Source organism: Prevotella amnii DSM 23384 = JCM 14753 (assembly GCF_000378745.1).
Classification (GTDB): Bacteria; Bacteroidota; Bacteroidia; order Bacteroidales; family Bacteroidaceae; genus Prevotella; species Prevotella amnii.
This window is the reverse complement of sequence record NZ_KB905283.1, coordinates 18,389-42,652: the sequence shown is the minus strand read 5'-3', so window position 1 is coordinate 42,652 and position 24,264 is coordinate 18,389. Positions and strand designations below refer to the sequence as shown.

The 24,264-nt window shown below is 34.5% G+C and carries 15 protein-coding genes; 12 read left to right on the top strand and 3 right to left on the bottom strand.

Annotation, left to right across the window (positions count from 1 at the left end):
- A partial coding sequence (locus F596_RS10950; protein ID WP_019036408.1) for a transposase occupies window positions 1-843 on the top strand: 843 nt, incomplete at its 5' end.
- A gap of 134 nt (window positions 844-977) precedes the next feature.
- Here the strand turns inward: F596_RS10950 and secDF are convergent.
- The 3 genes from secDF to F596_RS0107125 form a co-directional block, all read right to left on the bottom strand.
- Window positions 978-4,004 carry a protein translocase subunit SecDF gene (gene secDF / locus F596_RS0107135; RefSeq protein WP_019036407.1) on the bottom strand — a complete coding sequence of 1,009 codons (3,027 nt, stop codon included), beginning with the start codon at window positions 4,002-4,004 and terminating at the stop codon, window positions 978-980.
- A 103-nt stretch (window positions 4,005-4,107) separates the two neighbouring features.
- Window positions 4,108-5,205: an endonuclease/exonuclease/phosphatase family protein gene (locus F596_RS0107130; protein WP_019036406.1), complete on the bottom strand. Its 1,098-nt coding sequence runs from the start codon at window positions 5,203-5,205 to the stop codon at window positions 4,108-4,110.
- A 34-nt stretch (window positions 5,206-5,239) separates the two neighbouring features.
- Window positions 5,240-6,196, bottom strand: coding sequence for a rhomboid family intramembrane serine protease (locus F596_RS0107125; protein ID WP_019036405.1), 957 nt, complete (start codon window positions 6,194-6,196; stop codon window positions 5,240-5,242).
- A gap of 241 nt (window positions 6,197-6,437) precedes the next feature.
- On the opposite strand from F596_RS0107125, the gene F596_RS0107120 reads away from it, so the two are divergent.
- From F596_RS0107120 to F596_RS0107070, 11 genes are all read left to right on the top strand, one after another.
- A complete protein-coding gene (locus F596_RS0107120; protein ID WP_008450638.1) occupies window positions 6,438-6,713 on the top strand; it encodes an HU family DNA-binding protein in 276 nt (91 codons plus the stop codon).
- A gap of 308 nt (window positions 6,714-7,021) precedes the next feature.
- A complete protein-coding gene (locus F596_RS0107115; RefSeq protein WP_019036404.1) occupies window positions 7,022-8,575 on the top strand; it encodes a glycine--tRNA ligase in 1,554 nt (517 codons plus the stop codon).
- A gap of 57 nt (window positions 8,576-8,632) precedes the next feature.
- Window positions 8,633-9,265: a BamJ family beta-barrel-assembly machinery protein gene (gene bamJ, locus F596_RS0107110; RefSeq protein ID WP_008450640.1), complete on the top strand. Its 633-nt coding sequence runs from the start codon at window positions 8,633-8,635 to the stop codon at window positions 9,263-9,265.
- 274 nt (window positions 9,266-9,539) lie between these two features.
- Window positions 9,540-10,973 (top strand): MATE family efflux transporter, encoded by a 1,434-nt coding sequence (locus F596_RS0107105; protein ID WP_019036403.1) that lies wholly within the window; start codon window positions 9,540-9,542, stop codon window positions 10,971-10,973.
- A gap of 571 nt (window positions 10,974-11,544) precedes the next feature.
- A complete protein-coding gene (locus F596_RS0107100; RefSeq protein ID WP_008450656.1) occupies window positions 11,545-12,192 on the top strand; it encodes a DUF47 domain-containing protein in 648 nt (215 codons plus the stop codon).
- Between the two features lie 3 nt (window positions 12,193-12,195).
- Window positions 12,196-13,212, top strand: coding sequence for an inorganic phosphate transporter (locus F596_RS0107095; protein ID WP_008450616.1), 1,017 nt, complete (start codon window positions 12,196-12,198; stop codon window positions 13,210-13,212).
- A gap of 619 nt (window positions 13,213-13,831) precedes the next feature.
- Window positions 13,832-16,831: a SusC/RagA family TonB-linked outer membrane protein gene (locus tag F596_RS0107090; protein ID WP_008450651.1), complete on the top strand. Its 3,000-nt coding sequence runs from the start codon at window positions 13,832-13,834 to the stop codon at window positions 16,829-16,831.
- 67 nt (window positions 16,832-16,898) lie between these two features.
- Window positions 16,899-18,503, top strand: a complete 1,605-nt coding sequence (locus F596_RS0107085) for a RagB/SusD family nutrient uptake outer membrane protein (RefSeq protein ID WP_008450599.1) — start codon at window positions 16,899-16,901, stop codon at window positions 18,501-18,503.
- A gap of 52 nt (window positions 18,504-18,555) precedes the next feature.
- The gene (locus F596_RS0107080) at window positions 18,556-20,283 is read left to right on the top strand and encodes a BACON domain-containing protein (RefSeq protein WP_019036402.1); all 1,728 of its coding nucleotides are present in this window, start codon (window positions 18,556-18,558) and stop codon (window positions 20,281-20,283) included.
- Between the two features lie 12 nt (window positions 20,284-20,295).
- Window positions 20,296-23,151, top strand: a complete 2,856-nt coding sequence (locus tag F596_RS0107075; protein ID WP_019036401.1) for a S8 family serine peptidase — start codon at window positions 20,296-20,298, stop codon at window positions 23,149-23,151.
- A gap of 14 nt (window positions 23,152-23,165) precedes the next feature.
- Window positions 23,166-24,113 carry a PorV/PorQ family protein gene (locus tag F596_RS0107070; RefSeq protein WP_019036400.1) on the top strand — a complete coding sequence of 316 codons (948 nt, stop codon included), beginning with the start codon at window positions 23,166-23,168 and terminating at the stop codon, window positions 24,111-24,113.
- The last annotated feature ends 151 nt before the right edge of the window (window positions 24,114-24,264 follow it).

The following is a 24,264-nucleotide window of genomic DNA, read 5'->3' as shown; positions in this document are numbered from 1 at the left end:
ACAGATGCGAAGTTGCATAAAAAGATAATCAAAAACGTTCTGAAGATAGTTCATGACAAGTGTCTTCCTCTACGACAGAGTTATACGCGTACGCTGAAAGGAATTTACCGTTCCCAACGTTTTCGTAATCATCCCAAGAATCGTAAGAAAGCTCTTAAGGCAGATAGGCAACTAAGGACCATAGCAGGAAGATTAGTAAGAGAATTAGAGCGTAATCTTGAGGGAAAGAAAGGATATGAGAAGATGTTTGAGCTATATTATAGAGTTCTTTCTCAGAATCGAAAGTCAAAGAACAAAGTATATTCCCTGCACGAACCAGATGTGGTTTGCCTGAGCAAAGGTAAGGAACATAAGCAATATGAGTTTGGTAATAAAGTATCTATTCTTCGCTCATGGTCAGGACTTATTCTTGGTGCATGTTCTTTTAGGAATGAATATGATGGGCATACTATCGAAAAGACATTGGAACAAACCCGAAGGATGACAGGAAAGCAGGTTGATAAGTTAGCAGGAGATAGAGGGTATAGAGGTATAAAGCAGATTGGGCAGACAAAGATACTCATTCCAGACGTTCCTAAAGCTAAAGACAGCTACTACCAAAAGAAAAAGAAACACAAACTATTTTGTAAACGAGCAGGTATAGAACCAACAATAGGACATCTTAAAGCAGACCACCGATTATCTCGCAACTTTTATAAAGGTGTGAAAGGAGATGCTATCAATGTATTATTAGCTGCGGCAGCATATAACTTCAAAAGAGCTATGAGAGCTCTTTTGTGCCTTATAAAAAGAATCAGCATAAAGCTTGTCAGTACAAACTTTATGCTGAAATATAGTTTTTAAGGGACGACTAAGTACTTCCTCTTTAGATAATACTAATGACTTATGCAAATGAAAAAGTGGGCTTACTTAAAAAATAAGCAACCCCACTTAAACTTTTTCTATCTAATTATTTCTTATTAAATAATTTCTGAAAATTATACATGTGATAACACATCAACCTTCTCCTTACTATTATCTATCTTATGCCCCATAACCAAATAAGCTATAGGAGATGCTATAAATATAGAAGATAAAGTACCTATGACTATACCTATAATCATTGCAAAAGAGAAACTACGTGTACTATCTCCACCAAGAATAAAGATAGCAACCAATACTATCAATGTGCTGACTGATGTATTTATGGTTCGAGATAATGTTTCATTTATAGATTCATTAAATAACTTCTGAATACCATACTTTGCCAACGTTGATTTATGTTTTGCCATATTCTCACGTATTCGGTCAAATACCACCACTGTATCATTAATGTCATAACCTATTACTGTTAAAATAGCACCTATAAAAGTCTGATCTATTTCAAGAGAAAAACCTATCCAGCCATGGCATAATGAGAAAATACCTATTACAATAGTAGTATCCAATACCAAACCTACTATAGAACCTACCGAGAAGCCTATGTTTCGGAAACGAAGTAATATATACAAGAAGATAAATACTATTGCCAAACCTACACTTACGAAAGCATTAAAAGTAATATTCTTAGCAATAGAAGGACCCACCTTGGAACTCTGTATTATAGATCCTCCCTCGCGTATATCAGGATTCTTAAATTTAGCTACACTCGACTGCGTAACATAGTTATACTTCTTTAAAGTATTATAAAGAATAGTTTCTGCTAAATCATCATCGTTTGCACGAGAATCAATGTTCCAGTTTGTTGATACACGAATCGTTTTTCCATCTGTACCTATTGCTATAACACTTGTATTAGCTACTTTTCCCTTATTAACTCCATCTGTATTTACAAATGCATTATTAAATACTTTACGAATATCTTCTACCTGTACAGGCTTAGACAACGTAATTACATAGTTACGACCGCCAGTAAACTCTATACCACGACTTAGGCCACGAACATAAAAACTAACTATACATATTATCGCAGCTATAATCCAAACTGTAAAACTCTTCTTATGCATCTTCATAAAGGAATAGGTGGAATTCCTAAACATATTCCTGCTTATACCCGTACTAAATGTAAGATGACGCCACTTATCATTATTTACCCTATTTTCAAAAACTAAACGAGTTAAGAACACTGCTGTAAAGAATGATATTATAAGACCAATTATCAATGTTGTAGCGAAACCTCTAATAGGACCAGTTCCTGTTACAAGAAGAATAATACCAGTTATCAATGACGTAAGGTTAGAATCGAATATGGCAGAAAAGGCATTCTTATAGCCCTCATGTAATGCTTGTTTCATACTCTTCCCTAAGCGTAACTCTTCTTTTATACGCTCGTAGATAAGAACGTTAGCATCAACTGCCGTACCCAATGTAAGCACAATACCAGCAATACCTGGCATAGTAAGTGCCGATTGGAAAGATGCCAAAATACCAAGTGTGAAGAATAGATTAACCAATAATGCTAAATTTGCTAACATTCCTGGAATAAAGCCATACATAGCTATAATATAGAACATTAACAAAACAAAGGCTATAGCAAACGAAATAAGACCTTGCTGAATAGATTGAGCTCCAAGAGTTGGTCCTACTACCTCTTCTTGAACAATCTTTGCTGGAGCTGGCATACGACCAGACTTTAAGGTATTAGATAAATCTTTTGTATCTGCCACTGTAAAAGAACCTGTAATAGACGATTGTCCACCATCTATTTCTCCATTAATACGTGGAGAAGTATATACTACACCATCTAATACTATGGCTATAGCTTTACCTACATTAGCCTTAGTCAATGCTGCCCATTCATGTGCACCTTCTGAATTCATGCTCATACTAACCTCTGGCTTGCCATACTGGTCAAACTGATCTTTAGCATCAGTAATTACATCACCCTCTAAAGGAGCACGCCCATCAGAAGTGGTAACCTTTAAAGCATGAAGCTCATACATATTCTTTACTTGAATATGATCTGCAGGCTTAGCACTCCACAAAAGCTTCAAATTAGCAGGTAGCACCTGTTTAGCTATATGGCTATGAATAAGTCTATTAACAGCAGCCGTATCACGCACATTACAATACCCTACAAGACTTAAAGCCTCACCGGGAACCATTTGTAGCCTTGATAATAAAGGGTGTTGCTTCTTTAACAACTCTGCTCCTGCATCGTTTTTACCATTATCAACAACCTTTCCAAAAGCCTTCTTAGCAGCATTTAAAGATAATTTCTTAACAGATGCAGAACCTATCTTAGCAGAACCAGCCTTAGTAGTATCCGCTTTTGTACTTGCATTAGCAAGACGTTGATCAAGCTGTTGTAAATAAGGAGCTATCTCTTGATTGTTATATGTTTCCCAAAACTCCAAATTAGCAGATCCTTGTAATAACCTACGCATACGCTCAGGCTCACGAATACCAGGCATTTCCACCATCAATCTACCTTCTTGACCTTCTAATTTCTGGATATTAGGCTGCACTACTCCATATTGGTCTATACGGTTACGAACCACATTATATGAGTTGTCAATAGCAGATTTTACCTCCTCACGCAAAGCTTCTATAACCTCTTTATCTGTACTTTGTGTGCTTACTTTGCCTTTTAATTGCTGAGTGGCGAAAACTTCTGCAAGTTTATGCCCTGGAGCATTCTTCTGATAAGCCTTAACAAATAGCGGAATAAAATCTCCCTGACCTGAAGCTTCTTCTGCTTTAGCTTCATTAAGCGACTTAACATAAGCAGCATCTGTCTTATGATCTGCCAACATATCAATAACATCAGGTACTGAAATTTCCAGCACAACATTCATACCACCCTTTAAATCAAGACCTAAACCAATCTGAGTTTCAAGGCATTTCTGATAAGAATAAATACCCAGATATTTCACAGAATCTTTATAATCCTGACGCGCTATAGGGTCTTTAATCTTTGCAGCCTGACTATCATAGTAGCTTGTAGCTACAGAAAAAGACAGGTAAAAGATACTTGCAAGCGTTAATAATACGGCTACGCAAATGACTAATCCTTTGTTTTGCATTTTATTTATTTGATTTAATTATAATTTACTATATAATATAAGGTGTGCAAAGATAATGATTTTTTCACATTATGAGAAATTAATTATATATAAATCATTGTTTTTAAGGCTTTGGATAATATTTCAACCAACAATAAATAGGGTAATGATCCGAATTTTTTATTGATTTATCTACCTTCGCCCCATATGGTTCAAACTCGTTAGAAGCAAAAATATGATCTATCCGAAAATACATTCTATTCTCATTATAAGTCCATCCTATACCATTCCCACTACTCTTATAACTATCATTCAACACCTTACTTATAGTATAATAGCTATAACTTATAGGATTATCATTAAAATCACCACAAAGAATTACTGGTATATTTTTATCTAAATGCTTCTTAACAAAAGTAGCAACAGCATCTGCTTGGGGAGCTCTACGAGCCATTGTGTTTCCTATTTTATCCACCAAAGAAACAAACTTATTAATCCTATCTCTGCCAATTACATTACCCGTTATAATATTATTAAAGTCTGCTTTATCATTGGAACTTAAACCATAGCTCTCAAAATGATTATTTACAAGTAAAGTTTTTGTACCGTTTATATTAATATAATATGCCACACTCATATTAGATTTTGAGGGGTAAGGTATTATTTCTCTATGTAAAATAGGGAATTTACTTAATAGCATTAAATCGTCCGTACCCGTTTTTTTCTTTATATTATCAATATAAGGATAACTCTTTTTTAAATATCGCATTATCTTAGCAGCTTTTGGCGTATATAGTGTTGCTTCCTGCAAACACACTATATCAGCTTTACTTCTAACGATATATTTTACGATAGGATTAATTTGTCCCGACACATCGTCCCATGTATCAAAGAGAAACACGTTATAAGACAATATTTTAATAGTTCCGTGTGGCTTGTCCTTTGGTAAATTAAAAGGTATATAAGCACGAATAGGAAAGTAAGCTAAAAAAAGTCCTAAGATAGGTAACCATAATACCTTTTTTTTAATAAACACCCAAAGCACTAAAAATGCTATATTTACTATTAGCATTAAAGGAAACCACATTCCTATTGTAGCCCAAACAGGATGTTTTGCAGGATTTACAATACCACTATACCCAATAAATAGTAATAAAATAATTGAAAAAATATTTAAAACAACAAGTATTCTAAATGCAAGTTTTTTAAAAAACTTTCCCATCACAAGACTACCTTATTTATTTATATTTACATTATTAATGCTTACTACTATCAAATAACTGCTGCTTTTCGTCTGCTGTTAAACTATCATAACCATTCTTACGCACCTTGTCAAGTATGCGGTCTATCCTCTCTTGCTCCTGCTTTTTACGAGCATTATAATCCCAATCACTCTCTTGCGGCTGTGCATCTTGTGGCTTATCAAAACTCCAACTATCAGTATTTACGTCCTCACTATGCTGATAAGCATCATTATTACGTTGCCTCCAGCTATGTTTTATTTTACTAAAAAAATCGCTATCTTTATTAGAACGGAAATTATTATAACCACTATATGGGTGTTTTTTCCAATATTTTATAAGAATAAAGCCAAACAACATTCCTCCCAAATGTGCCAGATGAGCCACTCCATCATTGCTCGTCCCAATAGCGGAAAATAGTTCCATTAACACAGAACCTAATATTATCCATTTAGCTTTTATAGGAATAGGTATAGGGATAATAAACATTCGCTGATCTGGAAATAACATTCCAAAGGCTAATAATACTGCATAAATAGCCCCAGAAGCACCCACTGTAGTCCACATATTAAGATAAGCATTCATTGTTATAGCTTTACCATACATTGCTACCGACTGATAAGCAGACAACCCCTCTAAAGAATAGCTAACAAGCTGCGCTAACTCTTGACAAATACCAGCTCCTATGCCACATACAAAATAGTAAAAAAGAAACTTCTTTGCTCCCCAAACACGCTCTACTATCATACCAAACATCCATAGCATAAACATATTTATTATAATATGGGTAAAGCCTCCATGCATAAACATATATGTAACAAACTGCCATATATGAAAATCGGAAGCAAGAATAAAGTGTAAACCAAAGATATTTGTGAGGTCTATCCCTACTTTTTCAAATACATAAGTAGCAATGAAAACTATGACATTAATAAAAAGCAAATTTTTGGTTACTATCGGAATATTACGCATCAGTGTTATTTTTTAATTCTAATTATATCTTTTTTAATTCTTAATACCTCTCTCTAATACCGTACAAAAATACAAAAAAAACGCGTTTTAAAGTACGATACGCGGTTAATATCCACTATTTTTCATAATTTTCTACATTTTTCTTTAGAATTTATTTGATTTATAAAATGATTGCCTTATATTTGCAGATGTAAGCAGATCTTTTATCATAAATTAATCCTCAAATACAAATTAAAGAATTATGAACAAATCAGAATTAATCGATCAGATCGCTGCTAATAGCGGTTTAAGCAAAGCAGATGCAAAAAAAGCACTAAATGCAACTACTGAAGTTATCAAAAACGCATTAGTAGAAGGTGAAAAAATACAGTTAGTAGGTTTTGGAACTTTCTCTGTTAACGAACGCCCAGAGCGCGAAGGCATCAATCCTTCTACAAAGGAAAAAATAAAAATAGCAGCAAAAAAAGTTGCTAAATTTAAGGCAGGAGCAGAGCTAACTGATGCTCTTAACAAATAAGATATAAATAACTTTGAAAGAAAACAAGGCAGCCGTTAATGGTTGCCTTGTTTTCTTTATTATCCAACCATAAGATAATATTATAAATAGGTATAAACAATAAATATACTTTTATTATATACAACACCACAAAGAATATCTTTCACCACACATTTTTACTATATCTATTAGTATTTTGCCTTTAGCTTTATAGCAAGAATTTTACAAATTTAATTCTATCTACTAATAAAGTTTATTATATTGTTGTATCTTATTGTAGGTAAAAAGTAGTAACTTTGTAGCAAAATATATAGATAAAAAAGCGAATTATGGCACAAGATGATGTTTTCAAAAAGATCGTAAGCCACTGTAAAGAATATGGCTTTGTTTTTCCAAGTAGTGATATATATGATGGGCTTGGTGCTGTTTATGACTATGGTCAGAATGGTGTTGAGCTAAAGAACAACATTAAACAGTATTGGTGGCAATCTATGGTGTTATTACATAGCAACATAGTAGGCATTGACGCTGCTATATTTATGCATCCTACTGTATGGAAAGCAAGTGGGCATGTTGATGCTTTTAATGATCCTTTAATAGATAATCGTGATTCTAAAAAACGTTATCGCGCAGATGTATTAATAGAGGACCAAATAGCCAAATATGATGAAAAGATTGCTAAGGAAATAGCAAAAGCTGCAAAAAAATTTGGTGATAGTTTTAATGAAGAGCAGTTTCGCACCACTAATCCACGAGTTTTAGAGCATCAAAAGAAACGAGATGACCTGCATGCACGATACGCTGAAGCTATGCAGGATCCTAATCTTAAGATGTTAAAACAAATAATTCTCGATGAAAACATAGTAGATCCTATTAGTGGTACTAAGAACTGGACCGACGTAAGACAATTTAACCTTATGTTTTCTACAGAGATGGGATCAACAGCAGAAGGTAGTCAGAAGATTTATCTACGTCCAGAAACTGCACAGGGCATCTTTGTCAACTTCTTAAACGTGCAGAAAACTGGTCGTATGAAGTTGCCTTTTGGTATAGCGCAGATAGGTAAAGCTTTTCGTAATGAGATTGTTGCGCGCCAGTTTGTGTTCCGAATGCGCGAATTTGAACAAATGGAGATGCAGTTTTTCTGTCAGCCTGGCACAGAGATGAAGTGGTTTGAATATTGGAAAGCTCACCGTTTAACATGGCATGAAGGCTTAGGCATGGGTGATGAAAATTATCGTTTTCATGATCATGACAAGTTAGCACATTACGCAAATGCAGCTACAGATATAGAGTTTCACTTGCCTTTTGGTTTTAAAGAGATAGAAGGTATCCACTCACGTACCAACTTTGACCTCTCACAACACGAGAAATTCTCTGGACGTCAGATAAAATATTTCGATCCTGAGCTTAACGAAAACTACACTCCGTATGTAGTAGAAACCTCTATTGGTGTAGATAGAATGTTCCTTTCTGTAATGTGCCATGCTTACCAAGAAGAAAAATTAGACAATGGCTCTTCACGTATTGTGCTCAAATTGCCAGAACCATTAGCACCTATTAAATGTGCTGTATTACCATTAGTAAACAAAGATGGGCTTCCTGAAAAAGCACAAGAGATAGTAAACGACCTAAAGTTCCACTTTACTACTCACATGGAAGCTAAAGACTCTATTGGTAAGCGTTATCGCCGTCAAGACGCTATAGGTACTCCTTTCTGCGTTACTGTAGACGGTAACACGCTTAGCGAGGGTACTGTTACCTTACGTTATCGCGACACTATGGAACAAGAACGCGTACCTATTTCTAAACTACGCGAAATAATAGAAGACCGTGTTTCTATAACATCTTTACTAAAGAAAATAGACATTGACAATAAATAAATATTAAAAAGGTTATCAGAGCTAAAACTCTGATGACCTTTTTTTGCTTTTATACTTATGAAAATAAATTTCAATAACTTTAGGTTCAACATCGTTACATTACTTACTGCATTGTTTGCAGCATTATGTTTTGCTGCTTGTTCTCAGACCGATAATACCGTAGAAGAGTTCCCTAATTGGCAACATAAGAACGATACTTATTGGACTAAACTATATAATGATACTAAAAAAAAGATTGATGCAGGAGATACCTCATGGCGATTGATTCTTAATTATTCAAAAGATGGGCAACATAGTGCTTCTGATAAAGTTCTATCTTATAACCCTACTGACTATATTATTGTAAATGTTAAGAAATCAGGAACTGCTTCTCAACGTCCTATTTATACAGACTCTGTCAGCTATCACTGTCAAGGACGCATAATTCCCTCTGTAAAATATACAAGTGGGCTTATCTTTGAGCAGTCTTGGACAGGAAAAAAGTTTGATAACAGGCTTGATCTTCCTTTTAAAAATTATGTTAGAACTTGTACAGATGGGTTAGCTACAGCTCTTCAAAATATGCACTTAGGCGATCACTGGACCGTTTATGTACCATATCAGTTAGGTTATGGTAGTACGGATAAAGGTAATATTCCACCATACTCTATACTCATTTACGATGTTACGCTTGTAGATATAATAAAATGATAGCCTTTCTTTTTTCATAATATTAGGTGTTATAAATATTTCTTTTTTCTAATTGCAACTATACTAAAAAGGAAACATGGTGTTATTAGAAACGCAATAATCATATAAATATAATTCTGCCACATCAAAACTCTTTTAGATTTCAACGTTTACTATAATATACCTATATAAGTGGAATTATTATCCTTTCTTTGAAATGCAAATTTCATTGGATATTTTTTTATAGCTTACATGGAATATTCCTTTTTAGTAACAATTGGATTTATATAAGTAAATGCTAAAAGTCAGTAATAAAAAGGTTAACATACTATTAGCTAAAATACGTAACAGAAAAGAGCTAACAACGCTTGAGAAGCTCAATCTGATTATTCAGTTGAGTATACCCTCTATATTAGCACAGATCACCTCTGTTATGATGTTTTACATTGATGCATCAATGGTAGGGTCTCTTGGTGCAAGAGCCTCAGCGTCTATAGGTCTTGTTGAGCCTGCAACATGGCTTTTTGGCTCATTAGTAGGTGCGTTTACTATGGGTTTTTCTGTGCAAGCCGCTCATTTTATAGGTGCTAACGACTTTGCTAATGCCCGTTCTGTAATGCGCCACGGATATATCTTTGGTGCTTTTTGGAGCATACTTTTAGCTACCATAATGGCTCTAATATCCAGATCCTTACCAATATGGCTCGGTGGAGGTATAGATATTCAGAAAGATGCATCTGTTTACATCTTAATTTTTTCTATAGCAATACCAATACACATGATAGAAAGCATGTCAGCTGCCATGCTTAAATCATCTGGCGACATGCATCACGCAAGTATTATTGCCATTATGATGTGCTTATTTGATATCGTTTTTAATTTCTTTTTTATCTTTCCTACACGTGTTATAACTTTCTTAGGTCATAGTTTTAGCATGTTTGGTTTGGGGTTAGGCGTAGAAGGGGCTGCTTTGGGTACACTATTATCCTTCGCCGTTGCAGCTATACCTCTATGCTATTATGCTATATATAAAAGTCCTATCCTCGCATGGAAACTTGATACTAACCGTTTTGTTTGGGTATGGGCATATATACGTAATGGCATAAAAATAGGTGCTCCTATGGCTCTTCAGTATATACTTATGAACGGTGCCCAAGTTATATCGATGGCTATTGTAGCTCCTTTAGGCAATATTTCTATAGCAGCCCATTCGTTTGCCATCACGGCAGAAAGCCTTTGTTATATGCCCGGTTATGGCATTGGCGAAGCAGCTACTACGTTAGTAGGTCAAAGCGTAGGTGCACAACGCAAAGATCTATGCCAAAGCTTTGCACGAATGACCGTGTTTTTAGGTATAGCAGTAATGGCTCTAATGGGCATTATTATGTATATTTTTGCAGCAGAAATGATTAATATGCTCTCTCCTGTAGGTGCAATAAGAGAATTGGGTACCTCTATACTTCGCATAGAAGCCTTTGCAGAGCCTCTCTTTGGTGCATCTATTGTAGGCTATAGTGCCTGCATTGGTGCTGGAGACACGTTTATACCTTCTGTTATCAACCTTGGCTGCATGTGGTTAGTACGCCTTACTGTAGCTTATGGGCTATCTTCGCACTATGGTCTGCGTGGTGTTTGGTTTGCTATGGCATTAGAATTATCGTTGCGTGGCGTACTCTTTCTTATACGCATCTTTAGAGGAAAATGGATAAAAAAGAGTATTATTAAATAAACACTATTATAAAGAAAACTTTATAATAACAAAACTATACCCTTAGGAAAAGGGTATTTACAATAAGAGCAAACAACAAGTTTTTTTATATTAAAGTTCACTTATATATACACTATACACACTTCATTTAGTTAAAAAATAATTTATTTTTAGTAGAAAAATAAATTAAAAACAAAGTAAAAATAATCTATTTTTCTTTCATGTATATATCCTTTCGTTTATCTAAAGATAATTTATCATATTACGAAAGACTACTGTTTAAAGTGTCTTAAGATATTACTGCTATGCAAAATGGGTTATAACAATATTGTAACTATGATAAAGCCTCCATGCTTTTAAGTTTTATATAAAAAGATATTATAAAAACGAAAAAGAGGAAAGCACCTTTATAAAATAAAAAAAATCCACCTCTTCACACCTTAAATAATCACAACACCTTATATAATATTCCATGGTATTGAAGCAAATTATATTTAACGAATAGTTAAACAATTTGTAACAAAGATGTAACACTCTTTCCTTATTTTTGCAGCAGATAATAAAACAATGATTTAACAATATATTATACAATATGCAAAATTCTATTTTAAGCAGGTTCACTCCTAAAGAACCTAAGTTTTTTAATTTCTTAAAGCAAGTTAGTTCTATAAGTAAAGAAGCATCATCTCTTTTAGGAGAAGCCTTAAAAACAAAAACTCAAGAAGAGCATTTAGACTACTTCCATAAAATAAAAGATAAAGAGCACAAAGCTGATATACTTGCTAATAAAATATTTGAAGCATTAGAAGCCTCGTTTATAACCCCATTTGACCGTGAAGACATCTCAGAGCTATCAAACCGTTTAGATGACGTTATAGATTATATCAACGGCTCTTCTAAGAGAATAGCTATTTATAATCCTCACGTAATACACCCTGCTATTATTAAGTTAAGCGATCTTGTTATTGCTGGAGCTAAAGCAGTAGACGATGGTATTAACATGCTTTCATCGCTTCGTAATAATAAAAAAGATGTAAAAGAGATAGTAAACAGTCTTCATAAATTAGAAAATGAAGCTGACGAGGTATACGAAATGGCTATAAGAGAAATATTTGAAAAAGAAACCAATGCTATAGAACTTATGAAGACAAAAGAGGTTTTAAGCGAACTTGAGAGAACTACCGATGCTATAGAGCATGTTGGCAAGATTTTAAAAACTATCATCGTAAAATACGCATAACCCATGACTCTCTTAATTACTATAATAATATTGGGGTTAATATTCGATTACATCAATGGTTTTCATGATGCAGCTAACTCCATTTCTACCATTGTTACCACTCGCGTGCTAACTCCTTTTCAAGCTGTTATTTGGGCAGCATTCTTTAATTTTGTTGCATTCTTCATATCTAAATATATCATTGGCGAGTTTGGTATTGCTAATACTGTTTCTAAAACTGTTTACGAACATTATATTACCCTACCCATCATCTTAGCTGGTGTTATAGGAGCTATAATATGGAACCTTCTTACATGGTGGAAAGGAATACCCTCTTCCTCTTCACACACATTGATCGGAGGGTTTGCTGGTTCTGCTATCATGGCTAATGGTCTTACAGCTATACACCTATCAGTTATTTTAAAAATAGCAGCTTTCATCTTTTTAGCTCCCTTGGTAGGTATGATTATAGCGTTCTTTTTTTCGCTAATCGTTTCTTACAGTTGCAAGCATATCCCTCATAGTAAAACTAATGTATGGTTTAGGCATTTACAACTTCTTTCATCGGCATTATTTAGTATAGGACATGGCATGAACGATTCGCAAAAGGTTATGGGCATAATAGCTGCAGCTATGGTAGCAGCACACCCTTTAGGAATAGGAATGGGAATACAGTCGGTAGAGAATATTCCTGACTGGGTAGCATTCTCCTGCTTCGCTGCCATATCTCTCGGAACAATGTCAGGCGGATGGCGTATAGTAAAAACTATGGGTACTAAAATAACAAAGGTTACTCCTTACGAAGGTTTTATATCAGAAACAGCAGGTGCTCTTACCCTTTACATTACAGAATATTTTCACATACCTGTCAGTACCACACATACCATAGCAGGGTCAATAATGGGAGTAGGAGCTACAAAACGTCTTTCTGCCGTACGTTGGGGAATAATGAAAAATTTATTATTCGCTTGGATATTAACCATACCTGTTAGTGCTATATTAGGAGCAGCTATTTATTATGTAGTGCAATTGCTTGCTTAAAACATTTCTTTTATATTAAAATAAGAAATAAAGGATTTTTATAGCTGTTTGCCTTATAAAATGTCCTTTATTTTTCTCGTTTTGTAACATATTGATATTAATTTAAAACATAAATGTTAGCTAATTATTAACATAAAAGTTTTAAGAAAAACATAATTATTAAGATAAAAAAATATCTTTTTTTCAAATATCATACCTTTATTGCTATTTTAACAAAATCTATTTATAATACCTATATATCATAGGAATTATACACCATTTACTATAATAAAACCACTACTAAGTGATATAAATACGGTAAAAAAACAAAAAAAATATTAACAATAAAAGCAACTACAAAATATATATATACTTTTGTAACTTAATTTATAATTTACATTATTATATGTAACAAAATATCAATAATACATAGCTTATAACAAATAAACATTATGAAGTATATGGCTATTTTTATCATTAAAGCTATATAATATACATTTATAGAATTAAAATTATAAAACGATAATAAAAGCGTTATATATTTCTTATTTGTGTATTTACTAAAATATATCCACAAAGCTGGTTGTGAAATTATTTCCAAAATTAGTATTAAAAGTATAAAAACTGATTATTACATTTTATGAAAATTAGAATTTGGCTGTTTACCCTATTTTTATTAACAGGACTTAGCACCATTTCAGCTCAAACCATTACAATAAATGGTAACATTGTAGATGAAAATGGCGAAGCATTACCTGGAGTGTCTATTGTTACTAAATCAGAGCCTAAGAAAGGTTGTGTATCTAATACTGATGGTACATTTACACTTACCGCACACAGTGGCGATCTGCTTATCTTCAATTTTATTGGATATAACCGTATAGAGCAGGCTGCACAATCTCAAATGCACATCAAGATGACACCTACAGAGCAAATGATGAACGATGTAGTAGTGGTAGGATATATGGAGCGTAAAGTAGCTAACACTTCTGCCTCTGTTGTTAAAATAGGTGCAAAAGACTTGGCAATGAAACCCGTTGCTAACCCCTTAGACGCTATACAAGGCAAGGTAAGCGGTTTGCAAGTATTCTCCTCGTCTGGAGAACCTTCTTCACAATTGTCTATGGCTTTACACGGACAAGGCTCAATAGGTGCAGGTACAGGCTTGTTAATAATCATGGACGGTATGCAAGTAAGTATGGCTGTGCTACAATCTATGAACGCTAACGATATAGAGAGCATACAGTTTTTAAAAGATGCCGCAGCCACTTCTATTTATGGTGCACGTGCCGCTAACGGTGTTATGTACGTTACAACAAAGCGTGGTAAGGTAGAAAATCGTCCATACATTTCCTTTAGAGCGCAATATGCTGTTTCTTCATTAGCTAATACCGATTATTTTGACCAGCTAATGAGTGGTCCTGAGCTGTTGCGTTATTATGAAGAGACAGGTATATATACACCAAAAGAAATTGCAACCTTTAAGGATAAATATTTTAAGGAAACAGATTTTCAATGGTATAAATACGTTTACCAGCCAGCACCTATGTATAGTGCTGATGTATCGTTATCAGGTGGTACACCAGCAATGAGATATTATATCTCAGGAGGAGCACTAAGCCAAGATGGTTTACGTATGGGCTCAAGCTATAAAAAAATCTTTGGACGTATTAATCTTGACACAAAGCTAAACAATTGGCTTCGTACTAATATAAATACCCAAATAGCATACGACGATACAAAGGTATCACCTTTTGGCAGCAAGAATGCTGTTGGTGGTGGAGTAGCCGCTATGAATGCACCTTTTGCATCGCCATACGATCCTTATACAGGAAAAGAATTAGAGCGAGTGCCACTGCTCGACATTAGCACTCCGCAACATGTCATCTCTACTAACCCTGCTAAAAACAATGCTTTAATATTATCGCTTAATGGAAACGCAACCATTACACCATTAAACAACCTAACCCTACGCTCTTTAGTAGGCTTAGAGCTTAATTATGGCAACAATAGTTCGCGTACACTACCAAGTTATTATCGTGCTTATGGCAATGGTAGCTCACAACGTGGATACTCTATGGTGTCTAATATTACCATTACCAATACCGCTACTTACGAGGTCAATTTAGGTAAACATTATATCACCACACTCTTAGGACACGAATATACTAATTACAAAGACGATAGTTTTAGTGCAGGTGGTTCTGGTTTGCTTGATAACAGACTATATTTACTTAATAATGTTACCAAAAATAAGTGGCTAAATGAAGATAATAACTCTTTTGCCTTTCTATCTTTTTTTACACAAATATCATATGATTATTTACATAGATACTTTTTAGATATAGTTTTACGTAATGATGCCTCATCAAGATTTGGTAGAAATAAGCGAAATGGCTTGTTTTGGTCGGCAGGATTATTGTGGAAAGCTAAAAAAGAAACACTTCTTAAAGATTTAGATTGGCTAAACAATTTAGACCTTAAAGCAAGTTATGGTACTCAAGGAAACTCATCTATACCTCCATATAGCACAGATGCATACGTGGGAAAGGTGGGACAAAAGAGAGGTGAAATAAGCTTAGGGCTTATCAGTCAAGGAAATCCTAATTTAAGTTGGGAAAAGCAAAGCAAACTAACACTTGGCATAAAGACACGATTATTAAATAGTTTTGATATAGACATAGAATATTATCACCGCATAACAAGTAACATGCTTTTTCAAATGCCATTAGCTTTCACATCAGGATTACCTGTTGGTGCTGAAGGATATCCTTATAGATATGAAAACGTAGGTAGATATTTAAACCAAGGTATAGACTTTCAGTTAAATGCAGACCTTGCACGTGGAAAAGATTGGAGCATTTCTTTTAATATGAACTTTAACTATAACAAAGATAAAGTTTTAGAATTGTTTGAAGGAAGAAAGTCGTGGCATGAACCTGGAGGACAATTAATATACATCGTTGGTAAACCTATTACATATATATTACCAATATATAAATGGGTAAATCCAAAGACAGGCGCACCAGAATGGTACAAACCTGGGACAGATAAAAACGTTATGCACTGTGATGACAATGATGTAATAAGCGAGTGGTCAAGCACACTTGAACAAAACACAGGTATCAGTGCTTATACTCCATTTACAGGTGGCTGGGGTATAGCTGCCCGTTGGAAAGGCTTTTACCTAAATGCCGATTTCTTTGTAGCATTAGGCAAGCACATGATTTCTATGGATAAGCAATATTACGAAAACGATTATTTTGTACGTGACCGTAAAGAAAACTCAAATGGCTCACGCCGTTTATTTGACTATTGGAAACAACCAGGCGACAAGACCGAATTCCCTTCATTAAAATGGGTACGCAATCCTGCACATCAAAGTACCTATCTTGATACAAAAATGTTAGAAAACGCATCGTTCATGAGGCTTAAAAACTTTACATTAGGATATGAGTTTCCTAAAAAAAGCATAGGTTGGCAACATATAATACAATCGGCTAAAGTGTTCTTTACTGGGCGAAACCTCATTACCTTTACTAAGTTTAGAGGTATTGACCCAGAGATTAATCGTAATGTATCATTTGGTGTAAATCCAAATACTAAACAAATGAGTATAGGTGTGGAAATTACATTATAAAAACCTTTATGTATAACATAAATAATGGTGTATAATATTAATCAACATAACTAACAAATAGATTAAAATGAAAATAAAATATATTACTTTTATAATATTACTTTTTGGCTTTATCTTGCAAGGGTGCGACCTTGACAGGTATCCTGCCGATAATATACTATATAGATATTCATATAAAAACATGCAAGATGCCAAAGAATGGGACAATGGAATATATTCCACCTTACGAGGTAAATTTGGCGGAGGATATATTTTACCACAAGAAGTACAAGCAGATATGCTTAATGCACATGCTGCATTTGGAAACTTATACTCCGATTTTCACGGTTGGACTATAAAAGCAGATAATGAAGTCATACAAGAGATTTACCACTCTTATTATTCTGCACTAAATGATGTAAATGTTGTTATAACGCAATTACCACAGTTAGAAGTAAAAACAAATGACCAAACTACCAAAAACCATTATTTAGGTAATGCTTATTTCGCACGAGCGTTTTACTATTTTAACCTTGCTATGCGATGGGGAATGGTGTATAACGAAAAAACAGCTGATAAAGATTTGGGAATAATATTAGTTACACAGCCTGCTACTATAGATAAACCCAAAAGAGCTACCAACTCACAAACATATAAACAGATATTAAGCGATTTGCATAAAGCTGACTCTCTATTAAGCGATGTACCTGTAAAAGCAGGAAATAGCGAGATAAGTGCTGATGCTGTTAAGGCTTTACGCGCACGTGTTTATTTATATATGGGAAAGATGCTTCCCGCTTTTAACGAAGCAAAAGAGCTAATAGACAAAAACACTTACCCTCTAATACCACCATACGAATCAAAACCTGGTAGTAAAATTAACCCACGTGAAGACGCTTTTGCTCAAATGTGGTTTTATGATAATGGCACAGAACAAATTTGGCAACCATTTGTTGATAAAGAAAACGAAATTCCTACAACAACTCCTCTTTATGGAGCTGATTTAAGCACAACAACATATTGGGACGAAAAACAACCATCTGATGACATCACAAACTATAATAAGCCTCCATATGTTCCTACACGTGAAGTTATTAACGACCTTTTTAATAGCGAAACAGATCATCGTGCCCTGACGTTATTTGAATATGTATACACCACTGTTAATGATAAAGAAGATCGTACACCACTATTTGTTATATCAAAATTTAAAGGAAATCCAAATTATGCAACTCTTACAAGTAAACATTGGGGTGGATACGTACCAAATGGTAACCAGGCTCCTAAACCTTTTCGTATAGCTGAACAATATCTAATTGCATCAGAAGCCGCATATAACTTAGGTGATATTCCAAATGCAGAAAAGTATCTTAACCTATTACGCTTATCAAGAGGAGTAGCTGTTACAAACGCCACAGGAGAACAATTATATCAAGAAATAAAAAAAGAACGATCACGCGAGCTTGCCTATGAAGGATTTAGATTGTGGGATTTACGCCGCTGGAAGCAGGGATTCAGTAAACGCTCTTTCCAAGGCGCAAAAGATTATTATAAAGTCCCTGCAAAATTTTATGCTCCAGGATTTGACGTAAACATTAAACCTGATAATTATATGTTTATTTGGCCTTTCCCACTAAACGAGACACAGATTAATAACAACATAATTAACAATCCCGGTTGGGAAGATAAATAAAATATTTTTCTCAATTTATACACATACATTATTATCTATAAAGTTATAACTTATGCATAATAGTCATATAAAAACATTTATTTTTTTACTACAGATAGTATTTATGGCAACAGCATGCCAAAAAGATATTACCTTAGGAAATACAGATAACTTGTTAAGTCAACAATTACAAGCAGTAACACTAAACAAGCAGGAGACAACAAAAACTATCGACCTAAGTATGCTCGGTGATAATTGGCAAATACAAGATAACACAAGTGCTTGGCTCACTGCTACTAAAAAAGAAGGAACTCTTCTATACTTACATGCTAAAGAGAACAATAACGCCAACGAGCGTTATGCACAAGTGATATTATCTACCTCGTATGGTAAGCAAATAGTATCTATAACGCAGTTTGGCAGCGACCCTATAATAAAAGTAGCCGAGTGTAATGGAACTATAATATATAACCACGAATCTCATAAAGACATAGAGCTAAATATTATTTCAAACTCAGAAGAATGGAGTGTAGAACAAATAGAGCCAGAAAATAACTCATGGCTAACATTTAGCGCAAAGCAAAAAGAAAAAAAACTCTTACTTAACATCTTACCCATTGAACGCAATAGCAAATGGGCTCAAACAAGCAGAAGTAGTAGATTGTTTTTAACAAATGGAAATAGCCATTATCAACTTATTATTACTCAAAATGGATATGTTCAGTTCCAGTTTCCTGTGTGGGACTTTAACAACTTTGATATTAACAAAATCACTGATTTAGAAAACAAACGTAATAATCAACGAGATAAAGCATTTGAGAAAGACTTTTTATTACCATTTAAACAAGATGTGGAAAAGGCTTATTATGCTTTTCACTCATCAGGTGAACAAGCTCCATATATATTTTATCAACCTACCAATAGTAGAAATGGTATATTTTGCGCATGGCTGAAAGCTCCTAAAGAAAAACTCTTCCAAAAGGAATCATACGACTCTTGGCTAAAACAAAATGGGTTTAAATTAGGTAACAAACAAATGTTTGACACAGAAACAGAATATTATAGTGAAGATATAAATAAGACTCGATTAGTACATGTATACAATTCTGTAGATAATTATAAAATGCATGGAGGTATTTACAGAAGTGCATGTATGAAATATATCGAATCGCCTAATAGTCTTACTTTAAATACAAACGGAAAAGTAGAAAGCCTGCCAGTTTTCCCATTAGCTTATCTACACAATAAAGCTTTTAAATTAGAACAGGTCATAGAATATGAACGCAAAAGAGGTATGAAACCCGACTTTAATAACAACTTTAACACCGAAAAAGTTACTGCTACCACACAAGATCCTCTTTGCAAATACTCAAGACTGCTTTTCGTTCCAAATAACGAAAGTAATGAAAGAGGAGCACTAGCCTACGTTATATACTTTTTTAATTGGCAAGGTGTTACCGCAGAAGATATTGATGCAGGATTAGTAGCTAATCGCGATCTAAGTGGAACTGTTGGATCATGTCAAGTATTTTATAAAGGTAACGATATTTTTTATACCGTTGAGGAACAAGGAACGCCAGGCGTTTACACATGGAACGATTACTCTATACCTTTTAGTACACGTAATGCTTTTCAAAATAAAGGATATAACGTAGTAAGAGAGGCTGATGGCGGATTTGTATCCTTCTACAGAGGCGATGAAGATCTTATAGATATGCGACCACAAGAAACACGTACAGTTGTAATCTATTACAAGAGTAAACACTATGTAGACCTTGTTAAGAAGAAGTTTAACTATTAAAAAGAGTAAATAATGAAAGTGATTAAAAACATATATTCTTTAGTAGTTGGTATTATCTTATTATCAACGGTAATGTTTGGCTGTTCTGATAATACATTAACTGAACCTACAAACACAAATACCACAACCTCTCAAGATGACATCTCATTACCTTGGGAACCAGGAATGGCTTATATAAAACTAAAAACAAGTATAACGCCTACAACACGAGCTGTAACAAGCCATATTACACGAGCTGCTATATTTAATAAGCAAAATGTAAAAGTGGAACAAGTGTTTAATATGCACAACGAATATGCCAACTTAAAACATAAAAGGGGATTAGATAGATGGTTCATCGTGAAATTTGATAAACATGCCGATGTAAATAAAGTTATTAAAGAATTAAAGAATGATCCTGCTATAGATATTGCTCAAGGCAGTATAAAAATAGCACCTGTGCAAACATCGTTTACTCCTTTTACACGCGCATCTATAAGACAAGACCAGTTACAAGCAGCTAACAATGGTACTGGGAACTTAAATTTTACAGATCCATACCTTAAATATCAATGGCATTATACTACTACTAATGATGTATATATGACATTTAAGCCTGGTGCAGACATAAACTTGTTTCCGGCATGGCAAAAAGAAACCGGAAATGAACATGTAATTGTTGCAGTGATGGACTCTGGTATAGACTTTTCACATGAAGACTTACAAGGTGCTGCATGGGAAGGAAAAGATCCTACTACTGGAGAAATAATACATGGACGCAACTTTTGGGCTGATGAAACAGGTAACGGGAGAGCTAATGATATAATACCCGGAGCACATGGCACTCATGTTGCAGGTACTATTGCTGCACGTAACAATAATAATATAGGTGTATGTGGTATTGCTGGTGGCAATGGTGATAAAAACTCAGGTGTAAGACTAATGAGCTGTGAGATATATGGACATGATGGCACTAAAGAAACAGCAAGCACAGCATCTATTGTAAAGGCTTTTGAATTTGCTGCTGAGCATGGTGCATCTATCATGAACTGTTCTTGGGGGTATGCTTTCGATCGCTCTAAATATCTTAACAACGAAAACTTCCAAAGCATCTTTAAAAATCAATTTCAACTTTTAAAAGATGGTATAGATTATTTCACCGATGTAGCAGGATGTGATGGTAATGGAAATAAAAAACCTAATGCTTATATGAAAGGGGGATTAATCTTCTTTGCTTCTGGAAACGATGCACAATACGACATAGACATGATACCAGCATCATATAAACGTGTAATAGCTGTAGGTGCTATAAATAGTCAAGGTATACCTACAGACTACATGAACAAAGGTACATGGGTAGATATATTAGCTCCCGGAGGCACTACTGAAACAGGAGAAGTAAACAAAGGTGTACTAAGCACAGTGCCAAAAAATTATGTCTATGGTAAAACAGGCCCATATCCTAATACCGACTTTACTTTACCAGATAATAATCTATATGCCTTTGCACAAGGTACATCTATGGCTACACCACATGTTACAGGTATTGCCGCCTTAGTAATATCAAAATTCGGTAAACAAAACAATAATTTTACCAACGAAGATCTACGTAAACGCATATTAGGTGCAGTAAAAACTCAAAGCCCTTATGCTATAAAGAGTGACCAAAACTTAGCAGGTAAAATGGGAATAGGATTTGTAGACGCCAACTTAGCTTTAGCTGATGCAGAAACAGAAAAACCTGCAGCACCTGTAATTTCCGTTACCGACTATTCGACAGATGCTATAAAAGGCTATTACGATGCCACTATAACATGGAACGTAACTTCTGACAACGATGCTCCAAACGAGCAACACACTGCTTTTGCTTACGACATAGAACTATACAAAAAAGATGATATGTCTAAACCTGTACAAACGCTCACGCGTTACTCATACGATTCGCAGGTGAATGATAATATGGAACAAACTTTTTTAAATCTCGAAACTAACACTCGATATGTAGTAAAGATGACGGCACGTGATAGATCTAACAATCGTTCTAATACTGTTACAACAGAATTTAAAACACGTTTAAACCATGCACCTATATTTACTACACATCTGCCACAGGCTTTGAGTTTGCTCAATACTAAGCCTTATTATCATGAGATATTTACCATTAAAGATGAGGATAATCACAGCTGGACTTACACTACTACAGAATTACCACAAGGAGTAGAACTAAAACGTATAGGTGATAAATTTGACTTACTTATTAAAATAGGAAAAGTAGGTAAATACGAGTTCTCTGTAACACTAACCGATCAGCTTGGTGGAAAACATACAGAGAAGTTTGCCTATGAAGTTGTTGAACAAAAAGCGCCTCAGATAACAACAACATTAAGCGATATTTCCCTATTTAAGAGTGATAAGCCTACAATAATAAACCTTAATAACGTTTTTGCTACTAATGATATTGCACATTTACGATATCATGCCATATCAAGTAATAAGCAAATAGCAGATGTTGCCATACAAGGACATAATATTATAATTACACCTGTTTCTTATGGTATAGCAACCATTAAGCTTACTGCTACCAATGGAAGTAAAGAAAGCTCTGTTAGCTTTAATGTTCGTGTAACAAATGATAATGCACCTGACGTTCATGCAATATACCCTATACCTGCGCATAGCTATATTAAGGCACTTATGAGGAGTAATGTTAATGATGTTGAAGTTATTGTTACTATGCTTAACGGAAGAAAAGTTATAGAGACAAAGCTAATCCCAAATGATATTACACACGAAATAACTCTTGGTATCGACAGGTTAGCTCCTGGCACTTATTATTTGCTATTGAAGACAAAGCGAGTAACAAGCAAACACACTTTTATTAAAAAATAAGATACTACAAAACTATGAATAAAATAAAGAGCATACTACTAATAATTGCCATAAGCATAACCTATAAAGGTATGGCTCAGAGCAGGATTTTACCAGTATTAGAAGGTACTACCAGTGTAAAAAGCTCAGCTATGGGTGGAGTAACAATGGGAAATACCAACGAAATGTATATTTATGACAACCCTGCTGCAATGTCATTTAATAAAAAAACATTTGCTATAAATGCCTGCATTACAGCACAAGAGAAAACCGATGCAGGACGTTTGATGCAATATAACTTAGGAGGAGGTTATAGATTTAATAGCGGTACGGCTATCATGGCAGGCGTGCGTTATCTTGGTGGCTTACATGTAAACAGCGTTAAAACTATTAATGAACCTCAAACTTTCCATCCATATGATGCTGCAATAGACCTTGGATGTTCGTTTCTGGTTACACCAAAAATAGCTGCATTTACTACTTTTAGTTATATTAAAAGCGAAGCTGCTACTAAAACTACAGCTTTATCTCTATCAGTAGGTGCTGCATACCAAAACATATTTAATTTAACTGCATCATTACCCACATGCTTAACTTTTGGCGTACGACTATTAGATTTTGGTAAACCGGTAAAATATAATAATACTGGTACCCCACAATCTCTACCTACATCAATAATTATTGGAGGAGATTGGAAATTTAATCTAAGCGAGCAGCATACCTTAACCTATGCCTTATCTTGTAGATATTTTATCCCAAAAGATGCTACTGAGAAACTATTATCTACTGGTGTGGAATATATCTATAAAAATAGTCTTTCGGCTTGTATAGGATATCAATATAGCAATAAGGGCAATAAAGCAATTACCTTTGGTGCAGGTGTACAACTGCTTAAAGATATAAACCTTCGTGCAGCATACCACCACGCTATGACATACTACGATGTGGATTACCTCTCTTTAGGAATTGGGTATAACATGTAACCAAACTGTTAGCTTATAAAAACTTGTAAAAGGTGGCGCAATAGACCTTTGGTATACTGAAAAAATATCCAGATGTCTATTACGCCTTTTTTTATACAAATAGATAGTTAGAATGAATATATCTTCTTTTGTTCCGAATGGTAATATCCTA

What these genes read in the sequence shown, in the direction of transcription:
- F596_RS0107100 (WP_008450656.1), top strand. Translation starts at nt 11,545, where the DNA reads ATGCAAAATTCTATTTTAAGCAGGTTCACTCCTAAAGAACCTAAGTTT.
- F596_RS0107095 (WP_008450616.1), top strand. Translation starts at nt 12,196, where the DNA reads ATGACTCTCTTAATTACTATAATAATATTGGGGTTAATATTCGATTAC.
- F596_RS0107085 (WP_008450599.1), top strand. Translation starts at nt 16,899, where the DNA reads ATGAAAATAAAATATATTACTTTTATAATATTACTTTTTGGCTTTATC.
- secDF (WP_019036407.1), bottom strand. Translation starts at nt 4,004, where the DNA reads ATGCAAAACAAAGGATTAGTCATTTGCGTAGCCGTATTATTAACGCTT.
- F596_RS0107115 (WP_019036404.1), top strand. Translation starts at nt 7,022, where the DNA reads ATGGCACAAGATGATGTTTTCAAAAAGATCGTAAGCCACTGTAAAGAA.
- F596_RS0107090 (WP_008450651.1), top strand. Translation starts at nt 13,832, where the DNA reads ATGAAAATTAGAATTTGGCTGTTTACCCTATTTTTATTAACAGGACTT.
- F596_RS0107075 (WP_019036401.1), top strand. Translation starts at nt 20,296, where the DNA reads ATGAAAGTGATTAAAAACATATATTCTTTAGTAGTTGGTATTATCTTA.
- F596_RS0107130 (WP_019036406.1), bottom strand. Translation starts at nt 5,205, where the DNA reads ATGGGAAAGTTTTTTAAAAAACTTGCATTTAGAATACTTGTTGTTTTA.
- F596_RS0107120 (WP_008450638.1), top strand. Translation starts at nt 6,438, where the DNA reads ATGAACAAATCAGAATTAATCGATCAGATCGCTGCTAATAGCGGTTTA.
- F596_RS0107105 (WP_019036403.1), top strand. Translation starts at nt 9,540, where the DNA reads ATGCTAAAAGTCAGTAATAAAAAGGTTAACATACTATTAGCTAAAATA.
- bamJ (WP_008450640.1), top strand. Translation starts at nt 8,633, where the DNA reads ATGAAAATAAATTTCAATAACTTTAGGTTCAACATCGTTACATTACTT.
- F596_RS0107070 (WP_019036400.1), top strand. Translation starts at nt 23,166, where the DNA reads ATGAATAAAATAAAGAGCATACTACTAATAATTGCCATAAGCATAACC.
- F596_RS0107080 (WP_019036402.1), top strand. Translation starts at nt 18,556, where the DNA reads ATGCATAATAGTCATATAAAAACATTTATTTTTTTACTACAGATAGTA.
- F596_RS0107125 (WP_019036405.1), bottom strand. Translation starts at nt 6,196, where the DNA reads ATGCGTAATATTCCGATAGTAACCAAAAATTTGCTTTTTATTAATGTC.